General features: G+C 71.8%; 20 protein-coding genes. 8 read left to right on the forward strand and 12 right to left on the reverse strand.

Annotated elements, in window-relative coordinates:
- Positions 1 to 45: 45 nt before the first annotated feature.
- On the forward strand, positions 46 to 681 hold the full coding sequence (locus QIS96_RS19345; RefSeq protein WP_282543895.1) for a TetR/AcrR family transcriptional regulator: 636 nt from the start codon (positions 46 to 48) through the stop codon (positions 679 to 681).
- A gap of 163 nt (positions 682 to 844) precedes the next feature.
- On the opposite strand, the gene QIS96_RS19350 is transcribed toward QIS96_RS19345, so the two are convergent.
- Positions 845 to 1,723 carry a glycerophosphodiester phosphodiesterase gene (locus QIS96_RS19350; protein WP_282543896.1) on the reverse strand — a complete coding sequence of 293 codons (879 nt, stop codon included), beginning with the start codon at positions 1,721 to 1,723 and terminating at the stop codon, positions 845 to 847.
- A 152-nt stretch (positions 1,724 to 1,875) separates the two neighbouring features.
- Between QIS96_RS19350 and QIS96_RS19355 the strand changes: the two genes are divergently transcribed.
- Positions 1,876 to 2,604, forward strand: a complete 729-nt coding sequence (locus QIS96_RS19355; RefSeq protein ID WP_282543897.1) for a bifunctional DNA primase/polymerase — start codon at positions 1,876 to 1,878, stop codon at positions 2,602 to 2,604.
- Between the two features lie 104 nt (positions 2,605 to 2,708).
- Here QIS96_RS19355 and QIS96_RS19360 read toward each other — a convergent pair whose 3' ends face one another.
- From QIS96_RS19360 to efeO, 4 genes are read right to left on the reverse strand one after another with little or no spacing between them, the layout of a single operon-like run.
- Positions 2,709 to 3,644 (reverse strand): hypothetical protein, encoded by a 936-nt coding sequence (locus tag QIS96_RS19360; RefSeq protein ID WP_282543933.1) that lies wholly within the window; start codon positions 3,642 to 3,644, stop codon positions 2,709 to 2,711.
- Positions 3,571 to 4,542 (reverse strand): iron uptake transporter permease EfeU, encoded by a 972-nt coding sequence (efeU, locus tag QIS96_RS19365; RefSeq protein WP_282543898.1) that lies wholly within the window; start codon positions 4,540 to 4,542, stop codon positions 3,571 to 3,573. Before efeU ends, QIS96_RS19360 begins: the two co-directional genes overlap by 74 nt.
- 3 nt (positions 4,543 to 4,545) lie before the next feature.
- Positions 4,546 to 5,799 carry an iron uptake transporter deferrochelatase/peroxidase subunit gene (efeB, locus tag QIS96_RS19370; RefSeq protein WP_282543899.1) on the reverse strand — a complete coding sequence of 418 codons (1,254 nt, stop codon included), beginning with the start codon at positions 5,797 to 5,799 and terminating at the stop codon, positions 4,546 to 4,548.
- Positions 5,800 to 5,830: 31 nt separating this feature from the next.
- Positions 5,831 to 6,988: an iron uptake system protein EfeO gene (gene efeO / locus QIS96_RS19375; protein ID WP_282543900.1), complete on the reverse strand. Its 1,158-nt coding sequence runs from the start codon at positions 6,986 to 6,988 to the stop codon at positions 5,831 to 5,833.
- A 227-nt stretch (positions 6,989 to 7,215) separates the two neighbouring features.
- Here efeO and QIS96_RS19380 point away from each other — a divergent pair, with 227 nt between their 5' ends.
- A complete protein-coding gene (locus tag QIS96_RS19380; RefSeq protein ID WP_282543901.1) occupies positions 7,216 to 7,935 on the forward strand; it encodes a PhzF family phenazine biosynthesis protein in 720 nt (239 codons plus the stop codon).
- 156 nt (positions 7,936 to 8,091) lie between these two features.
- On the opposite strand, the gene QIS96_RS19385 is transcribed toward QIS96_RS19380, so the two are convergent.
- Together QIS96_RS19385 and map are read right to left on the reverse strand one after the other, a co-directional pair.
- Positions 8,092 to 8,775: a biliverdin-producing heme oxygenase gene (locus tag QIS96_RS19385; protein ID WP_282543902.1), complete on the reverse strand. Its 684-nt coding sequence runs from the start codon at positions 8,773 to 8,775 to the stop codon at positions 8,092 to 8,094.
- 94 nt (positions 8,776 to 8,869) lie between these two features.
- On the reverse strand, positions 8,870 to 9,727 hold the full coding sequence (gene map / locus QIS96_RS19390) for a type I methionyl aminopeptidase (RefSeq protein ID WP_282543903.1): 858 nt from the start codon (positions 9,725 to 9,727) through the stop codon (positions 8,870 to 8,872).
- Between the two features lie 82 nt (positions 9,728 to 9,809).
- On the opposite strand from map, the gene QIS96_RS19395 reads away from it, so the two are divergent.
- Positions 9,810 to 10,040, forward strand: coding sequence for a hypothetical protein (locus tag QIS96_RS19395; RefSeq protein ID WP_282543904.1), 231 nt, complete (start codon positions 9,810 to 9,812; stop codon positions 10,038 to 10,040).
- 51 nt (positions 10,041 to 10,091) lie between these two features.
- Here QIS96_RS19395 and QIS96_RS19400 read toward each other — a convergent pair whose 3' ends face one another.
- Positions 10,092 to 10,700 (reverse strand): hypothetical protein, encoded by a 609-nt coding sequence (locus tag QIS96_RS19400; RefSeq protein ID WP_282543905.1) that lies wholly within the window; start codon positions 10,698 to 10,700, stop codon positions 10,092 to 10,094.
- Between the two features lie 146 nt (positions 10,701 to 10,846).
- Between QIS96_RS19400 and npdG the strand changes: the two genes are divergently transcribed.
- Together npdG and QIS96_RS19410 are read left to right on the forward strand one after the other, a co-directional pair.
- Positions 10,847 to 11,596, forward strand: a complete 750-nt coding sequence (npdG, locus tag QIS96_RS19405) for an NADPH-dependent F420 reductase (protein ID WP_282543906.1) — start codon at positions 10,847 to 10,849, stop codon at positions 11,594 to 11,596.
- Between the two features lie 36 nt (positions 11,597 to 11,632).
- On the forward strand, positions 11,633 to 11,902 hold the full coding sequence (locus QIS96_RS19410; RefSeq protein ID WP_282543907.1) for a hypothetical protein: 270 nt from the start codon (positions 11,633 to 11,635) through the stop codon (positions 11,900 to 11,902).
- Here QIS96_RS19410 and QIS96_RS19415 read toward each other — a convergent pair.
- The 4 genes from QIS96_RS19415 to QIS96_RS19430 all read right to left on the reverse strand — a co-directional run bounded on the left by QIS96_RS19415 (position 11,892) and on the right by QIS96_RS19430 (position 16,134).
- Positions 11,892 to 12,686: a site-2 protease family protein gene (locus QIS96_RS19415; RefSeq protein ID WP_282543908.1), complete on the reverse strand. Its 795-nt coding sequence runs from the start codon at positions 12,684 to 12,686 to the stop codon at positions 11,892 to 11,894. The two genes, QIS96_RS19410 and QIS96_RS19415, sit on opposite strands and share 11 nt — an antisense overlap.
- A gap of 365 nt (positions 12,687 to 13,051) precedes the next feature.
- Positions 13,052 to 13,912 carry an alpha/beta fold hydrolase gene (locus tag QIS96_RS19420; RefSeq protein ID WP_282543909.1) on the reverse strand — a complete coding sequence of 287 codons (861 nt, stop codon included), beginning with the start codon at positions 13,910 to 13,912 and terminating at the stop codon, positions 13,052 to 13,054.
- The gene (locus tag QIS96_RS19425) at positions 13,909 to 14,616 is read right to left on the reverse strand and encodes a DUF998 domain-containing protein (RefSeq protein ID WP_282543910.1); all 708 of its coding nucleotides are present in this window, start codon (positions 14,614 to 14,616) and stop codon (positions 13,909 to 13,911) included. The genes QIS96_RS19420 and QIS96_RS19425 overlap by 4 nt, the downstream gene beginning before the upstream one ends.
- A gap of 60 nt (positions 14,617 to 14,676) precedes the next feature.
- The gene (locus tag QIS96_RS19430; RefSeq protein WP_282543911.1) at positions 14,677 to 16,134 is read right to left on the reverse strand and encodes an APC family permease; all 1,458 of its coding nucleotides are present in this window, start codon (positions 16,132 to 16,134) and stop codon (positions 14,677 to 14,679) included.
- A 175-nt stretch (positions 16,135 to 16,309) separates the two neighbouring features.
- Here QIS96_RS19430 and QIS96_RS19435 point away from each other — a divergent pair, with 175 nt between their 5' ends.
- A complete protein-coding gene (locus QIS96_RS19435; RefSeq protein WP_282543912.1) occupies positions 16,310 to 17,197 on the forward strand; it encodes a DUF4190 domain-containing protein in 888 nt (295 codons plus the stop codon).
- Positions 17,198 to 17,288: 91 nt separating this feature from the next.
- Positions 17,289 to 19,040 carry an NAD+ synthase gene (locus tag QIS96_RS19440; protein ID WP_282543913.1) on the forward strand — a complete coding sequence of 584 codons (1,752 nt, stop codon included), beginning with the start codon at positions 17,289 to 17,291 and terminating at the stop codon, positions 19,038 to 19,040.
- Positions 19,041 to 19,277: the final 237 nt, after the last annotated feature.

Genomic DNA, 19,277 nt, shown 5'->3' on the forward strand with positions numbered 1-19,277 from the left:
ATCGAGACGATACGTATCGACTCATCCCGCTGCTACATTCGCCCCATGGCGACCAAGACAGCACCCGACGCATCGCGGCGCAGCGAGCGCTCCCGCCGCGCCATCTACGACGCCGCCCTCGCCCTCATCGGCGAGGTCGGATACGCCAGGACCACCATCGAGGGCATCGCCGCCCGCGCCGGAGTCGGCAAGCAGACGATCTACCGCTGGTGGTCGTCGAAGGCGGAAGTGCTGCTCGAAGCCTTCGTCGACCTCGGCGAGCGCAACATGGCCGCCGCCGCGGAGGCCTCCGGCGTCGACCCGGCCGAGGCCCGCGCCCTGCCCGACACCGGGGACCTCGCGGCCGACCTGAAGAACGTGCTGCGCGCCACCGTCGACGAGCTCAACGACCCCGGCTTCGAGATCCCGTACCGCGCGCTCGCCGCCGAGGGGATCATCGACCGCGACCTCAGCGCCCGTGTCGTCGAGCAGCTCCTCGAACCCGGACTGCAGCTGTACGTGGCCCGGCTGCGCGCCGCCCAGGAGACCGGCGAGCTGCGCGCCGACCTCGACCCGCGGATCGCCCTCGAACTCTTCCTCTCGCCGATCGCGCAACGCTGGCTGCAGGGCACCGGCGAGCTCTCGCACGCGTACGCGGACACCCTCGTCGAGTACGCGCTCGGCGGCCTCGCCCCGCGCTGAGCCGACCCGCGCTGAGCCGACCCGGTCTGAGCCGACCCGGTCTGAGCCGACCCGGTCTGAGCCGACCCGGTCTGAGCCGACCCGGTCTGAGCCGACCCGGTCTGAGCCGACCCGGTCTGAGTCGATCTGCGCTGAGCCGACCTGGGCCGTGCGACGCCCGAGCTCACTCCTCGCTGAGCGGGCGCGCGCGGGCGGGCCCCTTCATCGGCGTGCGGGTGAGGAGCCCCGGCGCGTTGGTGATCACCCCGTCGCAGCCGAGGCGCAGCACCCGGTCCCGCTGCCGCGTCGAGTTCACGGTGTGCGCCCACACGTGCGGGATGCCCGAGTCGACCGCCCGTACCAGGTCCTGGTCGCGGGCCTTGTAGTCCACGTCCAGGACGTCGACGAACGCACGCCACTCGTGCGGCTTGTCGTGCCTCATCTGCTCGGCGCTGCGCCAGAGTTGGGCGCGCAGGCCGAGCTCGTGGGCGCGCTCGGCGACCGCCGGCCAGTTCGAGTTGACCAGGACGGAGCGGGTCAGGCCGCGCTTGTGCAGCATCCGGGAGAGCGGGACCAGGCCGTCCTTGTCCTTGACCTCCAGGAGCAGCACCGTCCGCCCGCCGAACCGGTCAAGCACCTCGGCCACCGTCGGCGGGCGCTCGGGCCGCCAGGCCTTCCCCAGCGAGGGCCGCGGCACCAGGCGTACGTCGCGCCACTGCTTGGCCGTGAGCGCGCGGACCGGGCCCTTCCGGTCGGTCGTACGGTCCAGGGTCGCGTCGTGCATGGCGACGAGCGTGCCGTCGCGCAGCACCCTGGTGTCCACGTCGAGCACCTGGGCCGTGCCCCGCTCGAACGCCGCCATAAGCCCGGACATGCTGTTCTCGGGGACTTCGAGGGCGCCGCCGCGATGCGCGGTGTACGTGATGCGGGGGAGCGCGTCGACGGTGAGCGGACCGCCGCCGCTCCACTCCAGGGGAGCGGCCGGGCCGGTCGACGTCACGCCGGTCAGGTTTCCTGCCAGGGCAAGGGCGGTGATGACAGCGGGTGCAGCCATGGTGACCATGTCGCCAAGGTAGGCAGATATGTCCGGACTCGCCCGTCATCGACACCCAAGGCCTCGCATCGCCCCCGGTACCCCGGATGAGGAGTGCGGCCACCCGGGGCGCAGGATGGTGGCACCATGGACGGACGGGACGAAGCAAGGTGAGGGGATAGATGGGCGCGGAGTTCGGCCGTCGCACCGGCGGACAGAGCAGGTTTTCCCAGTGGTTGCGCTCCCGCCGCCCCAAGGACGCGGGCGAGGACGAGAGCGCCGACCGCCAGGCGCTGCTCCTCGCCGCCGCCGCGGCGGGCCTGCCGCTCGCCCCGGCCGCACACCCGGCCGGGTACCGCTGCTCCTGCGACCGCATCGGCTGCCCCACCCCCGCCCGGCACCCGATCTCCTTCGCCTGGCAGACCCAGTCGACCACCGACCGCGCCCAGATCGAGCGCTGGGCCACGCACCAGCCGGAGGCCAACTTCATCACGGCCACCGGCATGGTCCACGACGTCCTGGACGTACCGGTGGAAGCCGGCCGCAGCGCTCTGGAGCGGCTGCTCGCCGAAGGCGTCGAGGTCGGCCCCGTCGCGGAGTCCGGCGGGGACCGGATGATGTTCTTCACCGCGACCCGGGGCACCCCCGAGGACGAGGACGAGTGGTGGCCGTGTGAGCTGGACTGCCACCCCGAGACGATGGACGAGCACCCCGGCCTGCGTTGGCACTGCCGGGGTTCGTACGTTCTGGTGCCGCCCGCGCGCCTGCCGGGGGAGCTCGACGTCCACTGGGTGCGCGGCCCCGAGCATCCGCTGCCCGAGCCGCTGACTCTGCTCGAAGCCCTCACCGACGCCATCGCGCAGCACGCGGGATCGGAACCGGAGAGCGCGGCCTGGCCGCTGCGCGGCTGAGCACACCCGGCCCGACCGCCAGGACCGCGAGACCGCACACGAAGGCGCCCGGAGGCTCGGCCTCCGGGCGCCTTCGCGTCGTTTGAAGTCCGGTGAAGTCCGGGTCACTCGCCCTTGGCGCCCGTGAGCCCCTGCACTCGGTTCAGTACCTGGACCAGCGAGTTGGTGCCGCCCTTCGGCGGTACGAGGGCGGCCTGGCCGGCCACGGACTCCAGCGTCACCGCACCCTTCGCGTCGCCCCTCATCAGGGCGCGCACGTCCGCGGGGATGCGCAGGTTCAGGCCCTCGGCCGCGGTGCGCTTCTCGAAGTGCCGGGTGGAGAAGAACACAAGGGCCCCGCCGTTCTCGGTGCGCAGCCCGACCGGGGCGAAGTCGCCGGAGTTCTGCGGCTCGTCGATGTACTGCGTGACCAGGCCGAGGCGCTCGGCTTCCCGCTCGCGCTTCTCCCGCCAGCCCGAGGTGTGCGTGCCCTCCTCGAAGGTCTCGCCGCCGTCCTTCAGATAGGAGGCGTACTCCTTGCTCAGGTTCTTCGGCGGGACGGTGAGCTTCGAGTCGTTCAGGGCGACCGGCTCGGCGAGCCCGTCCGCGTCCTTCTTGAACTTCGGGACCTGGCCGGGCTTCAGGAACGCCACGTACGACGCCTCCCACGGCAGGTCCATGCCGCCGCGGGTGAAGACGAGGACCCAGCGGAACTGGTCGTTGTTGTCCTTGTTGCTGCCGGAGTCCGCGACGAACCAGCGCGGCCAGCCGGCCTGCTTCGGGATGGTGAACTTCGTGTCGTCGAACTTCAGCGGCGTCGGCGCCGGCCCCTCGGAGCCGTTCTTCTTGCGCTCCGCGCGCACCTTGAGGTCCGCCTGGTTGATCGCGCCGAACGGCCCGGTGAGGTATTTCGCGTCCTTCGCCGGGTCGGCCTCGGCCTCCGCCGCGTTGTACGCCTTCGTGAAGTCCTTCAGGGCACGGGCGGCCTCAGCCTTCGTGGCCGCCGGGACGATCTCCCGCTCCCCGTGCACCGTCACGCACCCGCTCGCCGTCACGGCCAGCACCGTCACCGCCGCTGCCGCCGCGGCCGGCCGACCCACCTTGCGCAGCCTGCTCATCGCTTGCTTTTCGCTCCGCTCCAACTGCCGCCACTGACGGTCGGAACCCTACCGGGGCCAGGAACACCACGAGCGTCGGGATCAGATACAGAGCCCACACCGTGACCTGGACGACCGTCGGGTCCGGCTGGAAGTTGAAGACGCCCTTGAGGAGCGTCCCGTACCAACTGTCCGGCGGGATCGCCGCGCTGACGTCGAAGGCCTTGCTCGCCAGGCCCGGCAGGAAGCGCGCCTCCTGCAGATCGTGGAAGCCGTACGCGAGGACGCCCGCGGCGACCACGATCAGCATGCCGCCGGTCCACGTGAAGAACTTCGCCAGGTTGATGCGCAGGGCACCCCGGTAGAACAGCCAGCCCATCGCGACCGCCGTGAGCAGCCCGAGCAGCGCGCCCGCGAGCGGCCGCCAGCCGTCGTCGGCCGCGTCCACGGAGCGCCACACGAACAGCGAGGTCTCGATGCCCTCCCGGCCCACCGCGAGGAACGCCGTGGCGACCAGGGCGCCCGTGCCCATCGTCAGGGCGGCGTCCAGCTTGCCGTGCAGCTCGGCCTTGAGGTGCCGGGCGGTGCGCCGCATCCAGAACACCATCCAGGTCACCAGGCCCACCGCGACGAGGGACAGGCTGCCGCCGATCAACTCCTGTGCCCCGAAGGTGAGTTGCTGCGTACCGAACTGCAGGGCCGCGCCGAAGGCCAGGCTGACGCCGACCGCGACGCCCACGCCCAGCCAGATCGGCCGGAGCGCGGCGCGGTTGCCGGTCTTCACCAGGTACGCGACGAGGATGCAGACCACGAGTGAGGCCTCCAGGCCCTCCCGCAGTCCGATCAAGAAGTTGGCGAACACGCCTCAAACCTTTCCGGTGAACAGGTCGCGGCCCCACCAGGAGCCCTGGTCCGCCACCCCGGGCGGGATCGCGAAGACGGCCGAACCGACGTGCTGGATGTACTCGTTGAGCACGTCGGACTCCGCGAGCCGCCGCTGCACGGGCACGAACGCGTCGCGCACGTCACGCTGGTACGCCAGGAAGAACAGGCCCGCGTCAAGGCGTCCGAGGCCGTCGGTGCCGTCGGTGAACGAGTAGCCGCGGCGCAGCATCCGCGCCCCGCCGTTGCTGTCCGGGTGCGCGAGGCGGACGTGCGCCACCTCCGGCATGGCCCGCAGATCCGGCTCGTCCCGCTCGCGCTTCTTGCCGTACGGGGCGCCCTCGCCCTTGGTGCGACCGAAGATGTCCTCCTGCTCCTTGAGCGAGGTCCGGTCCCAGGTCTCGATGTTCATGCGGATGCGGCGGGCCACCAGATAGGTGCCGCCCGCCATCCAGTCCGGCCCGTCCGCCTCGCTCACCCACACGTGCTCGTCCAGGGCGGCGGTGTCGGTGCCGGCGATGTTCCGGGTGCCGTCCTTGAAGCCCATCATGTTGCGCGGGGTCTGCGCGTCCGGCGTCGTCGAGGAGGTCTTGCCGAAGCCGAGCTGCGACCAGCGCACCGCGACCGTGCCCATGCCGATCCGCGCCAGGTTGCGGATCGCGTGCACCGCGACCTGCGGGTCGTCCGCGCAGGCCTGTACGCACAGGTCGCCGCCGCTGCGCGCCTTGTCCAGGTTGTCGCCGCGGAACTTCGGCAGGTCGACCAGGGCCTCGGGCCGCCGCTCGCGCAGCCCGAACCGCTCGTCGAAGAGCGAGGGCCCGACGCCGAAGGTCAGGGTCAGACGGGACGGCTTGAGGCCGAGCGCCTCGCCGGTGTCGTCCGGCGGGGCCTCCGGGATACCGCCGTACGCGCCCTCGCCGACGGGGCGGCCCGCGGTGAGCAGCGCCGCCGCCGCACTCCACTCCTCCAGGAGCGCGGCGAGTTCGGCCCGGTCGTCGGTCTTCACGTCGAACGCGGCGAAGTGCAGCCGGTCCTGCACCGCGGTGGCGATGCCCGCCTGGTGCCGCCCGCGGAAAGGCACCGCGGCCCCCGCCTGCGCCGCCGGCTCGCCGCCCGGACCGCCCTGCGCCACGGCCATCGCGCCCGCGCCCGCGGCGGCGCCGACGGCGAGGCCCGCGCCGCCGAGGGCGAGCAGCGAACGCCGCGAGGGCGCGGAGGTGTTCGTACGCTCCGTCATGACCGGACTCCCGACTCGCCTGTTCCCGGGCCTACTTGGCGACCACCGCGGCCGCGAGCTGCGACAGCGGCTCGGCCAGCGCGTTCACCGCGTCCGACAGTTCCTTGCGCTCGTCCTTGCCGACCTTGTCGTAGGACTCGAAGTCGTAGGACTTCTCGTCCTCGCGGTACTCGTCGAGCAGTTCGTTCAGAGCCGTGAACCGCCGGTCGAGCTGGGCGGTCAGCTGCGGGTCGTTCTTCGCGGCGACCTGCTTGAGCAGCGCGTACGACTTCTCCGCGCCCTCGACGTTGGCCTTGAAGTCGACCAGGTCGGTGTGCGAGTAGCGCTCCTCCTCGCCGGTGACCTTGCCGGTGGCGACCTCGTCGAGGAGCTCCTTGGCGCCGTTGGCCATCGAAGTGGGCGTGATCTCGGCCTCGTTGACCTTGTCCTGCCACTTCTCCAGGTCCTTGACCAGCAGGTCCGCGAGCTCCTTGTCGCGGCCGGTGATCTTCTCGTCCTTCCACAGCGAGCGCTCCAGACGGTGCCAGCCCGTCCAGTCCTTCTCCGGATCCTGACCGCCCGTCAGGCCGTCCTCGCGCAGGTCGACCTTGGGGTCGATGTCGCCGAAGGACTCGGCCACCGGCTCGGTGCGCTCCCAGCCGATCCGGGACGGCGCGTACGCCTTCTTCGCCGCCTCCAGGTCGCCGGCCTTCACGGCGTCGGCGAACTTCTTCGCCAGCGGCAGCGTCTCGTCGGCCTGCTCCTGCGCGTACGTGCGGTACGCGGCCACGGCGGCGTCCAGCTTCGGGTCGCGCGCGACCTCCTTGCCGCCGCCGGTCGCCTTCACCTTCTGCCGGATGCCCTCGCCGACCATGCCGGGCTTGCAGGCGATCTGGTACGAGCCCGCCTTGACCTCGGCGTTGACCTTCTGGCTTGTGCCGGGGCCGATGTTCTCGCGCTCGGTGACGATCCGGTCGTCCGGGTAGAGCACGTACACCTCGGTGACCTTGGAGCCGGTGTTCTCCACGTCGAGCACCACGTGCCCCGCCGGGAACTCCTTCTTCGACACCTTGCAGGAGTCGTCGCCCGCGGTGACCTTCACGACGTGGTCGCCGCCGGCACCGGCCTTGCTCTTCTCGGTGCAGCCCGTGGCCACGGCGGCGAGTGCCACTGCCGTGACGGAGGCGAGGGTGACGCGAACGGCGCGCATACGGGACTCCAGAGAGGGACGAGGGCCAGGTGAGGCGGACCTAACTTATCTGAGGCTTACCTCACTTCAAGTTGCCCGTCCAGTGATTCGACTCTCATCCGCGCTGGATGAGCGCGACCCGATAACGACCTGGTCATGAGGGGTTCAGAGGGCGGTCAAGGGCGGGTCAAAGGGGCCGTCGGACCACCGAATGCGGGGCGCCCGCCCGCTGATGCTTCAATGCCCGGATGACTTCGGCGACCGGCCGGCCCGGCCCCCTCGACCTCGATGTGCTCCGCGTCTTCTGTGGCCCCGACGGGCTCTGCGGCAACGCCCTCGGGGTCGTCCGCGACGGCGCCGCCGTGCCCGGCGAGGCGGCGCGGCAGGACCTCGCGCGCCGCCTCGGCCACAGCGAGACCGTGTTCGTCGACGATGACGAGCGCGGCGTGGTCGACATCTACACCCCCACCCTCCGCCTGCCCTTCGCCGGGCACCCCTGCGTCGGCACGGCCTGGCTCCTCGACCTGCCCGAACTCCACACGCCCGCCGGGGTGGTGACGGCACGTCAGGACGGCGAGTTCAGCTGGATCACGGCCCGCCCGGAGTGGGCCCCGGCGCGGGTGCTCCGGCAGTACGGCTCGGCCTCGGAAGTGGACGCCCTCGACGTACCGCCGCCCGGCGAGTGGGTGTACGCCTGGGCGTGGGAGGACGAGGCGGCCGGTCGCGTACGTGCGCGGGCGTTTCCCGGGCGTATCGATGAGCGCGGCGTCAGCCGCTCCGGTGGAGCCGGGGCTTGCACCGGGGGCATCGACGAGGACGAGGCGACGGGGGCGGCCGCGCTGCTCCTCACGGCCGCGCTCGGCCGCGCGCTCAACATTCGCCAGGGCGCGGGCAGTCAGATCCTCACGGCGCCCAACCCGGACGGGACGGTGGAGGTGGGCGGCCGCGTGCAGCTGGTCGGGCCCTGATTTTTCCCCTACCCGCCCCTTCCCGGCAGTGTCCGATGTGCGGCTGGCGCCGCGTGGCCTGCCGGACGGGCCTCCTCAAACGCCGGAGGGGCTGGTTTTTAGGGGCGCGGGGAACTGCGCGATCAGCCACGACGGCGCAGCAGTCGAAACACGGGCTCACGCGCTGAGCGGGAACTCGTCCCCAAGGGCCCGGAACACGGCAGTGTTCAACGCGAACGCCCGCTTGCACTCGTCCACGATCCGCATCTTCTCCAGCTCGTCCACCGGCACCCCGTCCAACAGCTCGCGATACCCCCGCTTGAACGCCGCCGGATTGCCGATCCCCTCGAAGACGTAGAACCGCACACCGTCGCCCTTGCGCGCGAAGCCCCACGTCCGCTCCGCCTTGTCGCGGATGATCTGGCCGCCGGAGAGGTCGCCGAGGTAGCGCGTGTAGTGATGCGCGACGAAGCCGCCGGGCCAGCTGCGGGCGCACTCGGCGACCCGGCCCGCGTACGCCCGCGTCGCGGGCAGCGGCTGCAGGTCCGCGCGCCAGTCCTCCGCCCCGCCGTGCAGATGTGCGAGGTCCCGCTCCAGCTCGGCCGTGCGCATCAGCTCGGGCTGTATGAACGGGCCCGCCACCGGGTCGTCCCGCAGGGCCTCGGCGCCGTCCTCAAGCGCGCGGTACACGAACCACAGCTGCTCCGTGTAGCGCGTGTACGCCTCCACGCCGAGCTTGCCGCCGAGCAGGTCGCTCATGAACGTCGAGGTCTCGGCCTCCGTGTGCGCCTCGTGGGACGCAGTGCGGATGACCGTCGAGAACGGCGTGACCGGCGTGGACGACGTGGACGGGCTGGACACGGGGGAACCTCCGATGCCGACGGGCTGTCGGTGAAGGAGTTCCCGACGAGCTGTCGGTAAAACGTGCGTGCGAAGAAAGAGGTTCCCGGAACCACTAAGGCAGCGTGAGGATGTCCGCCCCGGTGTCCGTCACCACGAGCGTGTGCTCGAACTGCGCGGTCCGCTTGCGGTCCTTGGTGACGACGGTCCAGCCGTCCTCCCACATGTCGTACTCGTGCGTGCCGAGCGTGAGCATCGGCTCGATCGTGAACGTCATGCCGGGCTGGATCACGGTCGTGGCGTGCGGGCTGTCGTAGTGCGGGACGATCAGGCCGGAGTGGAACGACGAGTTGATGCCGTGCCCCGTGAAGTCCCGCACGACCCCGTACCCGAAGCGCTTGGCGTACGACTCGATGACGCGGCCGATGATGTTGATCTGGCGGCCCGGCCTGACCGCCTTGATGGCTCGGGCGGTCGCCTCGCGCGTCCGCTCCACCAGGAGCTTCGACTCCTCGTCCACGTCACCGCAGAGGTACGTGGCGTTGTTGTCGCCGTGCACGCCGCCGATGTACGCCGTGACGTCCAGGTTCACGATGTCGCCGTCCTGCAGCACCGTGGAGTCCGGGATGCCGTGGCAGATGACCTCGTTGACCGAGGCGCACAGCGACTTCGGGAAGCCGCGGTAGCCGAGCGTGGACGGGTACGCGCCGTGGTCGCACATGAACTCGTGGGCCACCGCGTCCAGCTTGTCCGTGGTGACGCCCGGCTCGATGTGCTTGGCCGCCTCGGCCATGGCCTGCGCGGCGATACGGCCCGCGATCCGCATCAGCTCGACGGTCTCCGGGGTCTGCACCTCCGGGCCGGAGTACGGGGTCGGGGCGGGCTTGCCCACGTACTCGGGACGGCGGATGTTGCCGGGGACGGAACGGGTGGGAGAGAGCTCCCCTGGTACGAGCAGCGACTGGCCAGACATGCCAGTGAGTGTATCCAGCGCGATTGGGGCACGATGGCGGCGGAACGAACCTCGGGCAGACCCAAGAAGAGAGGGGTCCGTGATGGCCCTGTTCAAGAAGCGCACGGTCGGCAAGCCGGGGGAGTGGTACTACTGCCTCGAACACAAGAAGGTCGAGGAGGGGCCCGACTGTCCGGGCAAGGACCGCTTCGGCCCGTACGCCTCTCCCGAAGAGGCGGCGCACGCGATGCAGACCGCCCAGGAGCGGAACCTGGAGTGGGAGACCGACCCCCGCTGGCACGACGGCAAGGGCGAGCCCGACAACCCCGAGTGATCCCGACAACCCTGAGTGATCCCGCCGACCCCGAGTGATCCCACCGGAGCCTCACCAGCGGGCCGGCGGCGGCTCCGTCAGCTGATCCGCGAGCCGGGAGAGGCGGTCCCGGAAGGTGCGGCGTCCGCGCGGCGCCGGCGCGGGCAGGGAGTTCTCGCCGGCCGCCGCGCTCACCAGGTGCTGCACCGTGTCCAGGTCGAGCTCCGGCTCCTCGGGCACGGTCAGCGCCTCGTGCGCAAGCCGGTTCAGCTCGCGGTCGCCGGACTCCAGGGCGAGCACCGTCGCCCCCGCCCTGCGGGCGTCGTGCACCCGCTCCAGGAGGCCCCCGCCGGGGTCGTCGGGTGCGACCACGAGCAGCGTCTCGCCCCGCCGCGCCGCCTCGATCCGGCCGAGCCCCACCGACAGATGCGCCGGGTCGTCGGGGCGCACCTTGTGCCGTACGAGCGTCGGCCGCAGCTCCGGCGTCCCCGACCAGGCGGCCTCGTCGACGAGGTGCGCGGCCAGGTGCCACGGCTCGTACCCGGCGGTGCCCACGAGCAGCAGGCCGCCGCCGTGCGGCACCACCGAACCGCGCAGCGCCCCCGCGAAGCGGCGGGTGGCGCCCGGCCACTCCGTCCCGGCCAGCACTTCGCGCAGCAGCGCGACCCGTACGGCGTCCATAGCCCCGCATCCTGCCGCCCGCACCGCCCGGCCGTCCGGCGCTTTCCCCAACTCGGCGGCGCGGCTGCGTGGTTGGGGCCGGAGCTTCGCACACGGGTGTGAACTTCGTACGGACAGCGTCCACTACCGGCAAGTATCGTCGGCGTATGACTTCCCACGATGCTGCAGTTGCTGCTCAGGACGGTGCGCCCCCGGCTCCGGAGAAGGCGCAGGGCAAGGCTCCCGCCAAGGATCCCTGGGACCTTCCCGACGTGTCAGGGCTCGTCGTCGGCGTGCTCGGCGGCACCGGCGACCAGGGCCGGGGCCTCGCCTACCGCCTGGCCCGCGCCGGCCAGAAGGTCGTCATCGGCTCCCGCGCCGCCGAGCGCGCCAAGACCGCAGCCGACGAGCTCGGCCTCGGCGTCGAGGGCGCCGACAACGCCGAGTGCGCCCGCCGCTCCGACATCGTGATCGTCGCCGTGCCGTGGGACGGGCACGCCAAGACCCTGGAATCGCTGCGCGAGGAGCTCGCCGGCAAGCTCGTCGTGGACTGTGTGAACCCGCTGGGCTTCGACAAGAAGGGCGCGTACGCCCTCAAGCCCGAGGAGGGCAGCGCCGCCGAGCAGGCCGCCGCGCTGCTTCCGGACTCCCGCGTCACCGCCGCCTTCCACCACCTGTCGGCCGTGCTGCTCCAGGACGCGTCCATCGAGGAGATCGACACCGACGTGATGGTCCTCGGCGAGGCCCGCGCCGACACCGACCTCGTCCAGGCCCTCGCCGCCCGCATCCCCGGCATGCGCGGCGTCTTCGCCGGGCGGCTCCGCAACGCCCACCAGGTGGAGTCCCTCGTCGCCAACCTGATCTCCGTGAACCGGCGGTACAAGGCGCACGCGGGCCTGCGCGTCACCGACGTGTAGCCGCGGTACGGGGCCTGGCGGGGCATGGCATCGCCCATGGGGGACACTGGACGGCGTACGCATCGCGCGTACGAACCGCACGTATCCGGACAGGAGCCGAACCCCATGCCCCGCCTCGCTCTGTACGCCCTCGTCGTCTGCGTCCTCGCCGTCGTCGCGGCCGTGGTCGCCTTCGTCCAGGGCAGCCTGCTCGGCATCGTCTGGGTGCTGATCGCCGGGCTCTCGTCCAACATGACCTGGTACTACCTGCGCAAGGGCAAGGCCGAGAAGGCCGCCGCGGCCGAGGCCGCCGCCGTCAACGGCTGACGCAGACCGGGCTGTCCGCCTGCCAGAAGCGGTACAGGCTCTGCCCGCAGAACGACGCCGGCTCCCCGATGCCGAGGCCGCGCAGCAGGGCGTGGATCGCGTCGAAGAACGCGATGTTCACCGCCGGGATCCACAGCACCGCGAAGATCGCGAGCAGCCCGAACGGCGCGAACGGCTCCACCTGGCGGCGGATCTTCCGCGACAGCCACGGCTCGATCACCCCGTACCCGTCGAGACCCGGCACCGGCAGGAAGTTCAGCAGCGCCGCCGTGACCTGCAGCAGCGCCAGGAACGCGAGCGCGTACCGGAACGACAGGGGTACGCCGGACAGCGCGTCCAGCCAGAACGGCGCCGTGCAGACGATCGCGAACGCGACGTTGGTCAGCGGACCCACCGCCGAGATCAGGCTGTGCCGCCAGCGGCCCCGGATGCGGGCCCGCTCGATGAACACGGCGCCGCCGGGCAGCCCGATCCCGCCCATGATCACGAACACCACGGGCAGCACGATGCTCAGCAGGGCGTGCGTGTACTTCAGCGGGTTCAGCGTCAGATAGCCCTTCGCGCCGACCGAGATGTCCCCGCTGTGCAGGGCGGTGCGGGCGTGGGCGTACTCGTGCAGGCAGAGGGAGACGACCCAGGCGCCGGTGACGAACAGGAACACCGCGAGGCCCGTGTTCTCGGCGAAGCCGGTCCAGGTGGCCCAGCCTGCGGCGGTCGTCGCCGCGGCGATGGCGAGGAACACCGGGCTGATGCGGCGGTCGCTGCGTTTGATGGCGGTCGTCATACGGGCTCCCTGCGGGGGCTGGCTTCTGGGCGAGGTCGGCTCGGTCACGGTGAGATCGCCCTCCGGGCTCGTCCTCAAACGCCGGACAGGCTCATTCTTGCGACGCCCGCCTTTCGCCTGCCGCGCCGCCGTGGCCGCCCGCGCAGTTCCCCGCGCCCCTGTTCCGGGGGCTTCGCCCCGGGCCCCGGCTGTCGTTCGGCTGCTGCGCCGTCGTGGCCGCTCGCGCAGTTCCCCGCGCCCCTTTCGGGGGCCCAGCTTGCCTGATTCAGCCTCTCCGACGTTTGAGAGCGGGGGTTCCGGGGGCTGGCCCCCGGGGCTGACCGCAGGTCTTTCGGGAAGGGGCGGGGTGGGGAGAAAGGAGGGGGTCAGGCACCGCGTACCGCTGCGGCGACGTCGTGTGGGTGGTCCAGCATCAGGAGGTGGCCGGACTCCGGGGAGATGCGGTGGTCGGCGGCGAGGAGTGCGGCGAGGCGGCGCTGGCGGCGGAGCCAGCGGCGGTCGGCGCCCGCGGTGAGGACCGTGACCGGCAACCCCGCGGACAGCCCCGACTGCCGCCGCAGCACGGCGAGTTGAGCCGCGACGTCGAGGTAGGTGGCGTGCTCGGCGACCATCGCCCGCAGCGAGCGACTCGTACCGTAAGTGCGCCGCACCAGCTCGTACGGGGCGGGGTCGCCGCCGCCCGTGCGGGCCAGGAACACCGAGGCGCGGCGCAGCGCGGGCCCGAGGACGTACGGCAGGCCGGCGGCACCGAGCAGCGCCCCGCACAGGCGCGCGGCGCCGACGCGCAGGCCGGGCGAGGGGCGGGGCCTGGCCCGCTCCTCCACGCTGGAGTCGACGAGCACGAGGCGCGCGACGCGATCCGGGTGGCGGCGCGCGGCGGCCTCGCAGTGCAATCCGGCGAGGGAGTGGCCGACGAGGGTGGCGGGGCCGGGCAGCCCGCAGGCGTCGAGGACGTGCAGGATGCGGTCGGCCTCGGCGGCGAGCGTGGGCGCGGCGCGGGCCGGCCCGCTGAGCCCGAGCCCCGGCCGGTCGAAGCGGACGACGGTGCGGTACGGGGCGAGCAGCGCGGTCACGGCGTCCCAGTCGTACCAGGCCATGCCGAGCCCGGCCGAGAGCACGCAGACGGGGCCCGCGCCCTCGACGACCACGTGGTGCGGCACGCCGTCGATACGGACGAAGGTGTCGAGGGGGGCGCGGCAGGGACGGCAGGGGCGGCCGGGGCTCACCGCACCCACCCCTCGGCACGCCGGGCGAGCGCGTACGCGAGCAGGGCCAGCCAGCCGGCGATGAGCGCGACCTGGGCGCGCTGTCCGAGCCCGAGGAGCCAGGTGCCGTGGCCCGCCTGGAACGCCGCGACCGAGCTCAACGTCCAGAGCGTGACGGCCAGTTCGAGCCCGACGAGCCACGGGCCGAGGCGGGCGAGCGCCGGCAGGGTGCGGTGCCGGCGGGCGGCGGCGGTGAGGACGACCATGCCGATCAGCGCACCCGTCACGGCGAGGGAGCTGCTGATGGCGTGCGCGGTGTGGGTCGCGGGCACCAGGCCCGCCGTCTCGCGCGCCGCGCACTCCGGGTCGGCGGTGGGGGTGCAGCTCAGCGGGAGCCGCGAGTCGACCGCCGTGGCCGCGCCGAAGAGCAGCAGCCCGGCCCACCCCACCCGGAACCACGGCGTGTGCGGAGCCAGTCGGGCCAGGGACCAGGCCGCGCCCGCACAGACGAGGAGTCCGGCGACGAGGTCGGTGGCGCGGAAGAGGCCGCCGAGGGGTTCGCTCTCGGCGGCGAGTTCGCTGACGTATGTCCGTATCGGATCGAGTCCGGTGGCGAGGACGGCTTCGAGGGCCCAGGCGGTGTACGCGAGGGCCCCGAGGCCGAGCAGAGCGGCGGCGACCACCCGGGCAGCCCTCAGGGTGCGAATCCGTTCATGGCTGGACATGGTGGGATGAACCTTATGGGCCCGGCCGTGCACCGCTCGCCGCCCCCGGGGCCGGGTCGCTCACCCCTCGCGCGGCGGGCTCGGCTGCGTCGCGTACTCGGGGTGCACCCAACTCGGCTTGCGGAAGGCGAGGAAGGCGAGCGGGGCGACGACGCCGATGAGGGCGAGGCCGCCGCCGACGACGATCAGGTAGCGCCAGAGCGGGGCGTCGCCGAACTGCTCGGGCGGCACGAAGCCGATGACCATAGCGGTCAGCGAGGCCACGAAGCCGACGCCCGCGACGAGGCGCACCGCCGGCACGCGGAAGCCGCGCTCCCGGTCCGGCTGGGACTTCCGGAGCCGGACGACGGCGAGGAACATCAGCAGGTAGGCGATGAGGTAGATCTGCACGGTGATCACGGAGAACATCCAGTACGCGGACGACACGTCGTCGCTGAACGCGTACAGGACGCCGATCAGGGTGGTGATCACGCCCTGCGCGACCATGATGTTGCGGGGCGCCCCGTACTTGTTGAGGCGCTGCAGGACCGGCGGCAAGTAGCCCTCCTGGCGGGAGAGTTGGACGAGTCCCTTGGCCGGTCCGGCGAGCCAGGTGAGCATGCCGCCGAGCGCGGCGAGCACCAGCATGATGCCGACGACCTTGGTGAGCCAGCCGACCCCGAAGTGGTCGAAGAACGCCTGGAAGGCCTGCATCAGCCCGGCGGTGAGGCTGAGTTGGTGGGCCGGCATGACCCAGCTGATGGCGAGCGCGGGCAGGATGAAGATCAGCAGGACGAGGCCGGTGGCGAGGAAGATCGAGCGCGGGTACTCGGAGCGCGGCTCGCGCAGCGAGGAGACGTGCACACCGTTCATCTCCATCCCGGCGTACGACAGGAAGTTGTTGACGATCAGGACCAGGCTGGCCAGGCCCGTCCAGGGCGGCAGCCAGTGGTCGGGGGTCATCGGCGCGGCCGACGGGTTGCCCTGCGCGAGGAAGACCACGCCGAGGCCGACGAGCACGACGCCGGGGACGAGCGTGCCGACGACCAGGCCGAAGCTGGACAGGCCTGCGACGGTCTTCGTGCCGCGCGAGGAGACCCAGACGCCGGTCCAGTAGATGGTGACGATGACGATCGCGACGTACAGGCCGTTCTCGGCGAGGCTCGGGTGGATGACGTACGCGAAGGTCGAGGCCACGTACGCGAGGAGGCTCGGGTAGTACGCGATGGTCATGGCGAACTGGCACCAGACGGCGAGGAATCCGAGCGGCTTGCCGAGGGCCTCGCTGACCCAGCGGTAGATGCCGCCGGTCCAGCCGGAGGCGAGCTCCGCGCCCACGAGGGCGGTGGGGAGCAGGAACACGACGGCCGGCAGCAGGTAGAGGAAGACCGCCGCGAGGCCGTAGATCGCCATGGCCGGCGAGGGGCGCAGGCTCGCCACGGACGCCGTGGTCATCAGGGCGAGGGTGACCCAGGAGATGAACTGCCGCTTCGTGCCGTCGTCGCCGGCTTCTTCACGCACCTTTTCGGTGGTCGTCATGCGCTCCATGATCAGCGGGGGCGGGGGAAGGCGCATGTCGGCCACCTCGCGTGGAGCTCCGTCAGATCCGCAAGACGGCGGGGCGGTCGTACAACCTTGGGTGCGGGCCGGGAGTCCTTCCTGCGCGGGGTCCGGTCGTGGACCCCGCTTCACCGCTCGCTCACGAGGACTCCACATGACCGCGCCCAACAACAACCCCGGCCCGCCCTCGCCCTTCGGTCCGCCGCCCGGCGGGCAGCCGATGGCGCCGCCGCCGTTCCCCATCCCGCACCAGCAGCCGCAGAACGGCCTCGGCGTCACGGCCCTCGTGCTCGGCATCATCGGCGCGGTGCTGTTCTTCACCGTCTGGGGCGGTGTCATCCTCGGCGTCCTGGCCCTGATATTCGGCCTGATCGGCCTCTCCAAGGCGCGCAAGGGCATGGCCACCAACAAGGGCGTGGCGCTGACCGGCACGATCCTCGGCGGCGTCGCGATCGTTCTGTCGATCGTGTGGCTCGTGGTCGTCGTGATGGCCGTGAAGAGCGTGTCCGACGAGCTGGAGAAGGAGGCCGACAAGATCGCCTCGGCCGACCGCGAGCCCGGTTCCGGTTCCGGTTCCGATTCCGGTTCCGACGAGGACTCGGCGGGCGGGGACGCCGACGAGCCGGGGGCCGCCGATGCGGACGAACCCCTGAAGTTCGGTGCGACCCACACGTACGACGACGGCGTGAAGGTCACGGTCGGCAAGCCGAAGCCGTACAGCCCCGACGAGTTCGCGGCCGGGCACGAGGACGGCAACGTGGCGGTGCGGTTCGACGTCACCATCGTCAACGGCGGCAAGAAGACGATCGACGTCACCACCGCCCTGCCGACGCTGCGGGACGCGAAGGGCGCCGACGTCGAGATGATCTTCGACGGCAGCAACGCCACCAAGCCGTTCACCGGCAAGCTCCTCGCGGGCAAGCAGGCGCACGGGAACTTCGCGTTCTCCGTGCCCGCGGACGCCGCGAAGGAGGTCCGGCTGGAGCTCGGCCCCGAGGTCCTCAAGTACGACGACGCCATCTGGACCGGCGCCGCGAAGTAGCACGCCGGGGAGCCCCGCGCCGACCGGGCGTGGGGCTCCCCACACCCTCCCGCCAAGACATCGCGTCGCTCTGACGATTACACTGGGCCGCGTGCCTCAACTACGCCTCGCCTTGAATCAGATCGACTCGACCGTCGGCGACCTCGCCCAGAACGCCGACTCGATCGTGCACTGGACCCGGCACTCCGCCGAACAGGGCGCCCACCTGGTGGCGTTCCCGGAGATGGCCCTCACCGGCTACCCCGTCGAGGACCTGGCCCTGCGCCCGTCCTTCGTCGAGGCGTCCCGGCAGGCGCTGCGCGCCCTCGCCGCGCGCCTGGCCGACGAGGGGTACGGCGAACTCCCGGTGATCGTCGGCTATCTGGACCGCTCCGAGACCGCGCAGCCGAAGTACGGCCAGCCCGCGGGCGCCCCGCAGAACGCCGCGGCCGTGCTGCACCGCGGCGAGGTGGTCCTCACCTTCGCCAAGCACCACCTGCCGAACTACGGCGTCTTCGACGAGTTCCGCTACTTCGTGCCCGGCGACACGATGCCCGTCGTCCGCGTCCACGGCGTCGACGTGGCGCTCGCGATCTGCGAGGACCTCTGGCAGGACGGCGGCCGTGTCCCGGCCACCCGCTCGGCGGGCGCGGGCCTCCTGGTCTCCATCAACGCCTCGCCGTACGAGCAGAACAAGGACGACACCCGCCTGGAGCTGGTGCGCAAGCGCGCCCAGGAGGCCGGGTGCACCACGGCGTACCTGGCGATGATCGGCGGGCAGGACGAGCTGGTCTTCGACGGCGACTCGATCGTGGTCGACGCGAGCGGCGAAGTCGTCGCGCGCGCCCCGCAGTTCGCCGAGGGCAGCGTGATCCTCGACCTGGACCTGCCGGCCGCGGGCGCCGCGCCCTCCGGTGTGGTGGACGACGGTCTGCGCATCGACCACGTGATCCTCTCCGAGGAGCCCGTCCCGGCGTACGAGGCGGAGCTCGCGGGCGGGTACGCGGAGCGGCTCGACGACGACGAGGAGGTCTACTCGGCGCTCGTGGTGGGCCTGCGCGCGTACGCCGCGAAGAACGGCTTCCGCTCGGTCCTGATCGGCCTCTCCGGCGGCATCGACTCGGCGCTCGTCGCGGCCATCGCCTGCGACGCGCTCGGCGCGCAGAACGTGTACGGCATCTCGATGCCCTCGAAGTACTCCTCGGACCACTCCAAGGGCGACGCGGCCGAGCTGGCCGAGCGCACCGGCCTCAACTTCCGCACGGTGCCGATCGAGCCGATGTTCGACGCGTACATGGGCTCGCTCGGCCTGACCGGGCTCGCCGAGGAGAACCTGCAGTCGCGGCTGCGCGGCACGATGCTGATGGCGGTCTCCAACCAGGAGGGCCACATCGTGCTCGCGCCGGGCAACAAGTCCGAGCTGGCGGTGGGGTATTCGACGCTGTACGGCGACTCGGTGGGCGCGTACGGGCCGATCAAGGACGTCTACAAGACGGCGATCTTCCGCCTCGCCGAGTGGCGCAACCGGGCCGCGGTCGAGCGCGGGCAGACCCCGCCGATCCCGGAGAACTCCATCACCAAGCCGCCGAGCGCGGAGCTCCGCCCGGACCAGGTCGACACGGACTCGCTGCCGGACTACCCGGTGCTCGACGGGATCCTGGCGCTGTACGTGGACCGGGACAAGGGGGCGCAGGAGATCGTCTCCGCCGGGTACGAGGAGGAGGTCGTGGCGAAGGTGCTGCGGCTTGTCGACGGGGCGGAGTACAAGCGGCGGCAGTACCCGCCGGGTACGAAGATCTCGGCGAAGGGGTTCGGCAAGGACCGTCGTCTTCCGATCACCAATCGCTGGCGCGAACTCCGCTGACCCCAGGGGGCTCCGCCCCCGGCCCCCCGGCTCCTCAAACGCCGGAGGGGCTCCCTTGTGCCGCCGTCGTTCGTCTGCGGCACCGTCGTGGCTGATCGCGCAGTTCCCCGCGCCCCTATCGGGGCATGTGAATCCCGCCGCAGCCGCAGAATTCAGCCCCTCCGGCGTTTGAGGAGCGGGGGCCCGGGGGCTGGCCCCCGAGGTCGGGGTCCGGGGCGGAGCCCCGAAGCGGGGTCC

Source organism: Streptomyces cavernicola, from assembly GCF_029968035.1.
In the GTDB taxonomy this organism is placed as follows: Bacteria; Actinomycetota; Actinomycetes; order Streptomycetales; family Streptomycetaceae; genus Streptomyces; species Streptomyces cavernicola.

Coding starts and splice junctions, on each gene's coding strand:
- QIS96_RS19345 (WP_282543895.1), top strand. CDS start 46: ATGGCGACCAAGACAGCACCCGACGCATCGCGGCGCAGCGAGCGCTCC.
- QIS96_RS19350 (WP_282543896.1), bottom strand. CDS start 1,723: ATGGTCACCATGGCTGCACCCGCTGTCATCACCGCCCTTGCCCTGGCA.
- QIS96_RS19355 (WP_282543897.1), top strand. CDS start 1,876: ATGGGCGCGGAGTTCGGCCGTCGCACCGGCGGACAGAGCAGGTTTTCC.
- efeB (WP_282543899.1), bottom strand. CDS start 5,799: ATGACGGAGCGTACGAACACCTCCGCGCCCTCGCGGCGTTCGCTGCTC.
- efeO (WP_282543900.1), bottom strand. CDS start 6,988: ATGCGCGCCGTTCGCGTCACCCTCGCCTCCGTCACGGCAGTGGCACTC.
- QIS96_RS19380 (WP_282543901.1), top strand. CDS start 7,216: ATGACTTCGGCGACCGGCCGGCCCGGCCCCCTCGACCTCGATGTGCTC.
- map (WP_282543903.1), bottom strand. CDS start 9,727: ATGTCTGGCCAGTCGCTGCTCGTACCAGGGGAGCTCTCTCCCACCCGT.
- QIS96_RS19395 (WP_282543904.1), top strand. CDS start 9,810: ATGGCCCTGTTCAAGAAGCGCACGGTCGGCAAGCCGGGGGAGTGGTAC.
- QIS96_RS19400 (WP_282543905.1), bottom strand. CDS start 10,700: ATGGACGCCGTACGGGTCGCGCTGCTGCGCGAAGTGCTGGCCGGGACG.
- npdG (WP_282543906.1), top strand. CDS start 10,847: ATGACTTCCCACGATGCTGCAGTTGCTGCTCAGGACGGTGCGCCCCCG.
- QIS96_RS19410 (WP_282543907.1), top strand. CDS start 11,633: ATGGGGGACACTGGACGGCGTACGCATCGCGCGTACGAACCGCACGTA.
- QIS96_RS19415 (WP_282543908.1), bottom strand. CDS start 12,686: ATGACGACCGCCATCAAACGCAGCGACCGCCGCATCAGCCCGGTGTTC.
- QIS96_RS19425 (WP_282543910.1), bottom strand. CDS start 14,616: ATGTCCAGCCATGAACGGATTCGCACCCTGAGGGCTGCCCGGGTGGTC.
- QIS96_RS19430 (WP_282543911.1), bottom strand. CDS start 16,134: ATGACGACCACCGAAAAGGTGCGTGAAGAAGCCGGCGACGACGGCACG.
- QIS96_RS19435 (WP_282543912.1), top strand. CDS start 16,310: ATGACCGCGCCCAACAACAACCCCGGCCCGCCCTCGCCCTTCGGTCCG.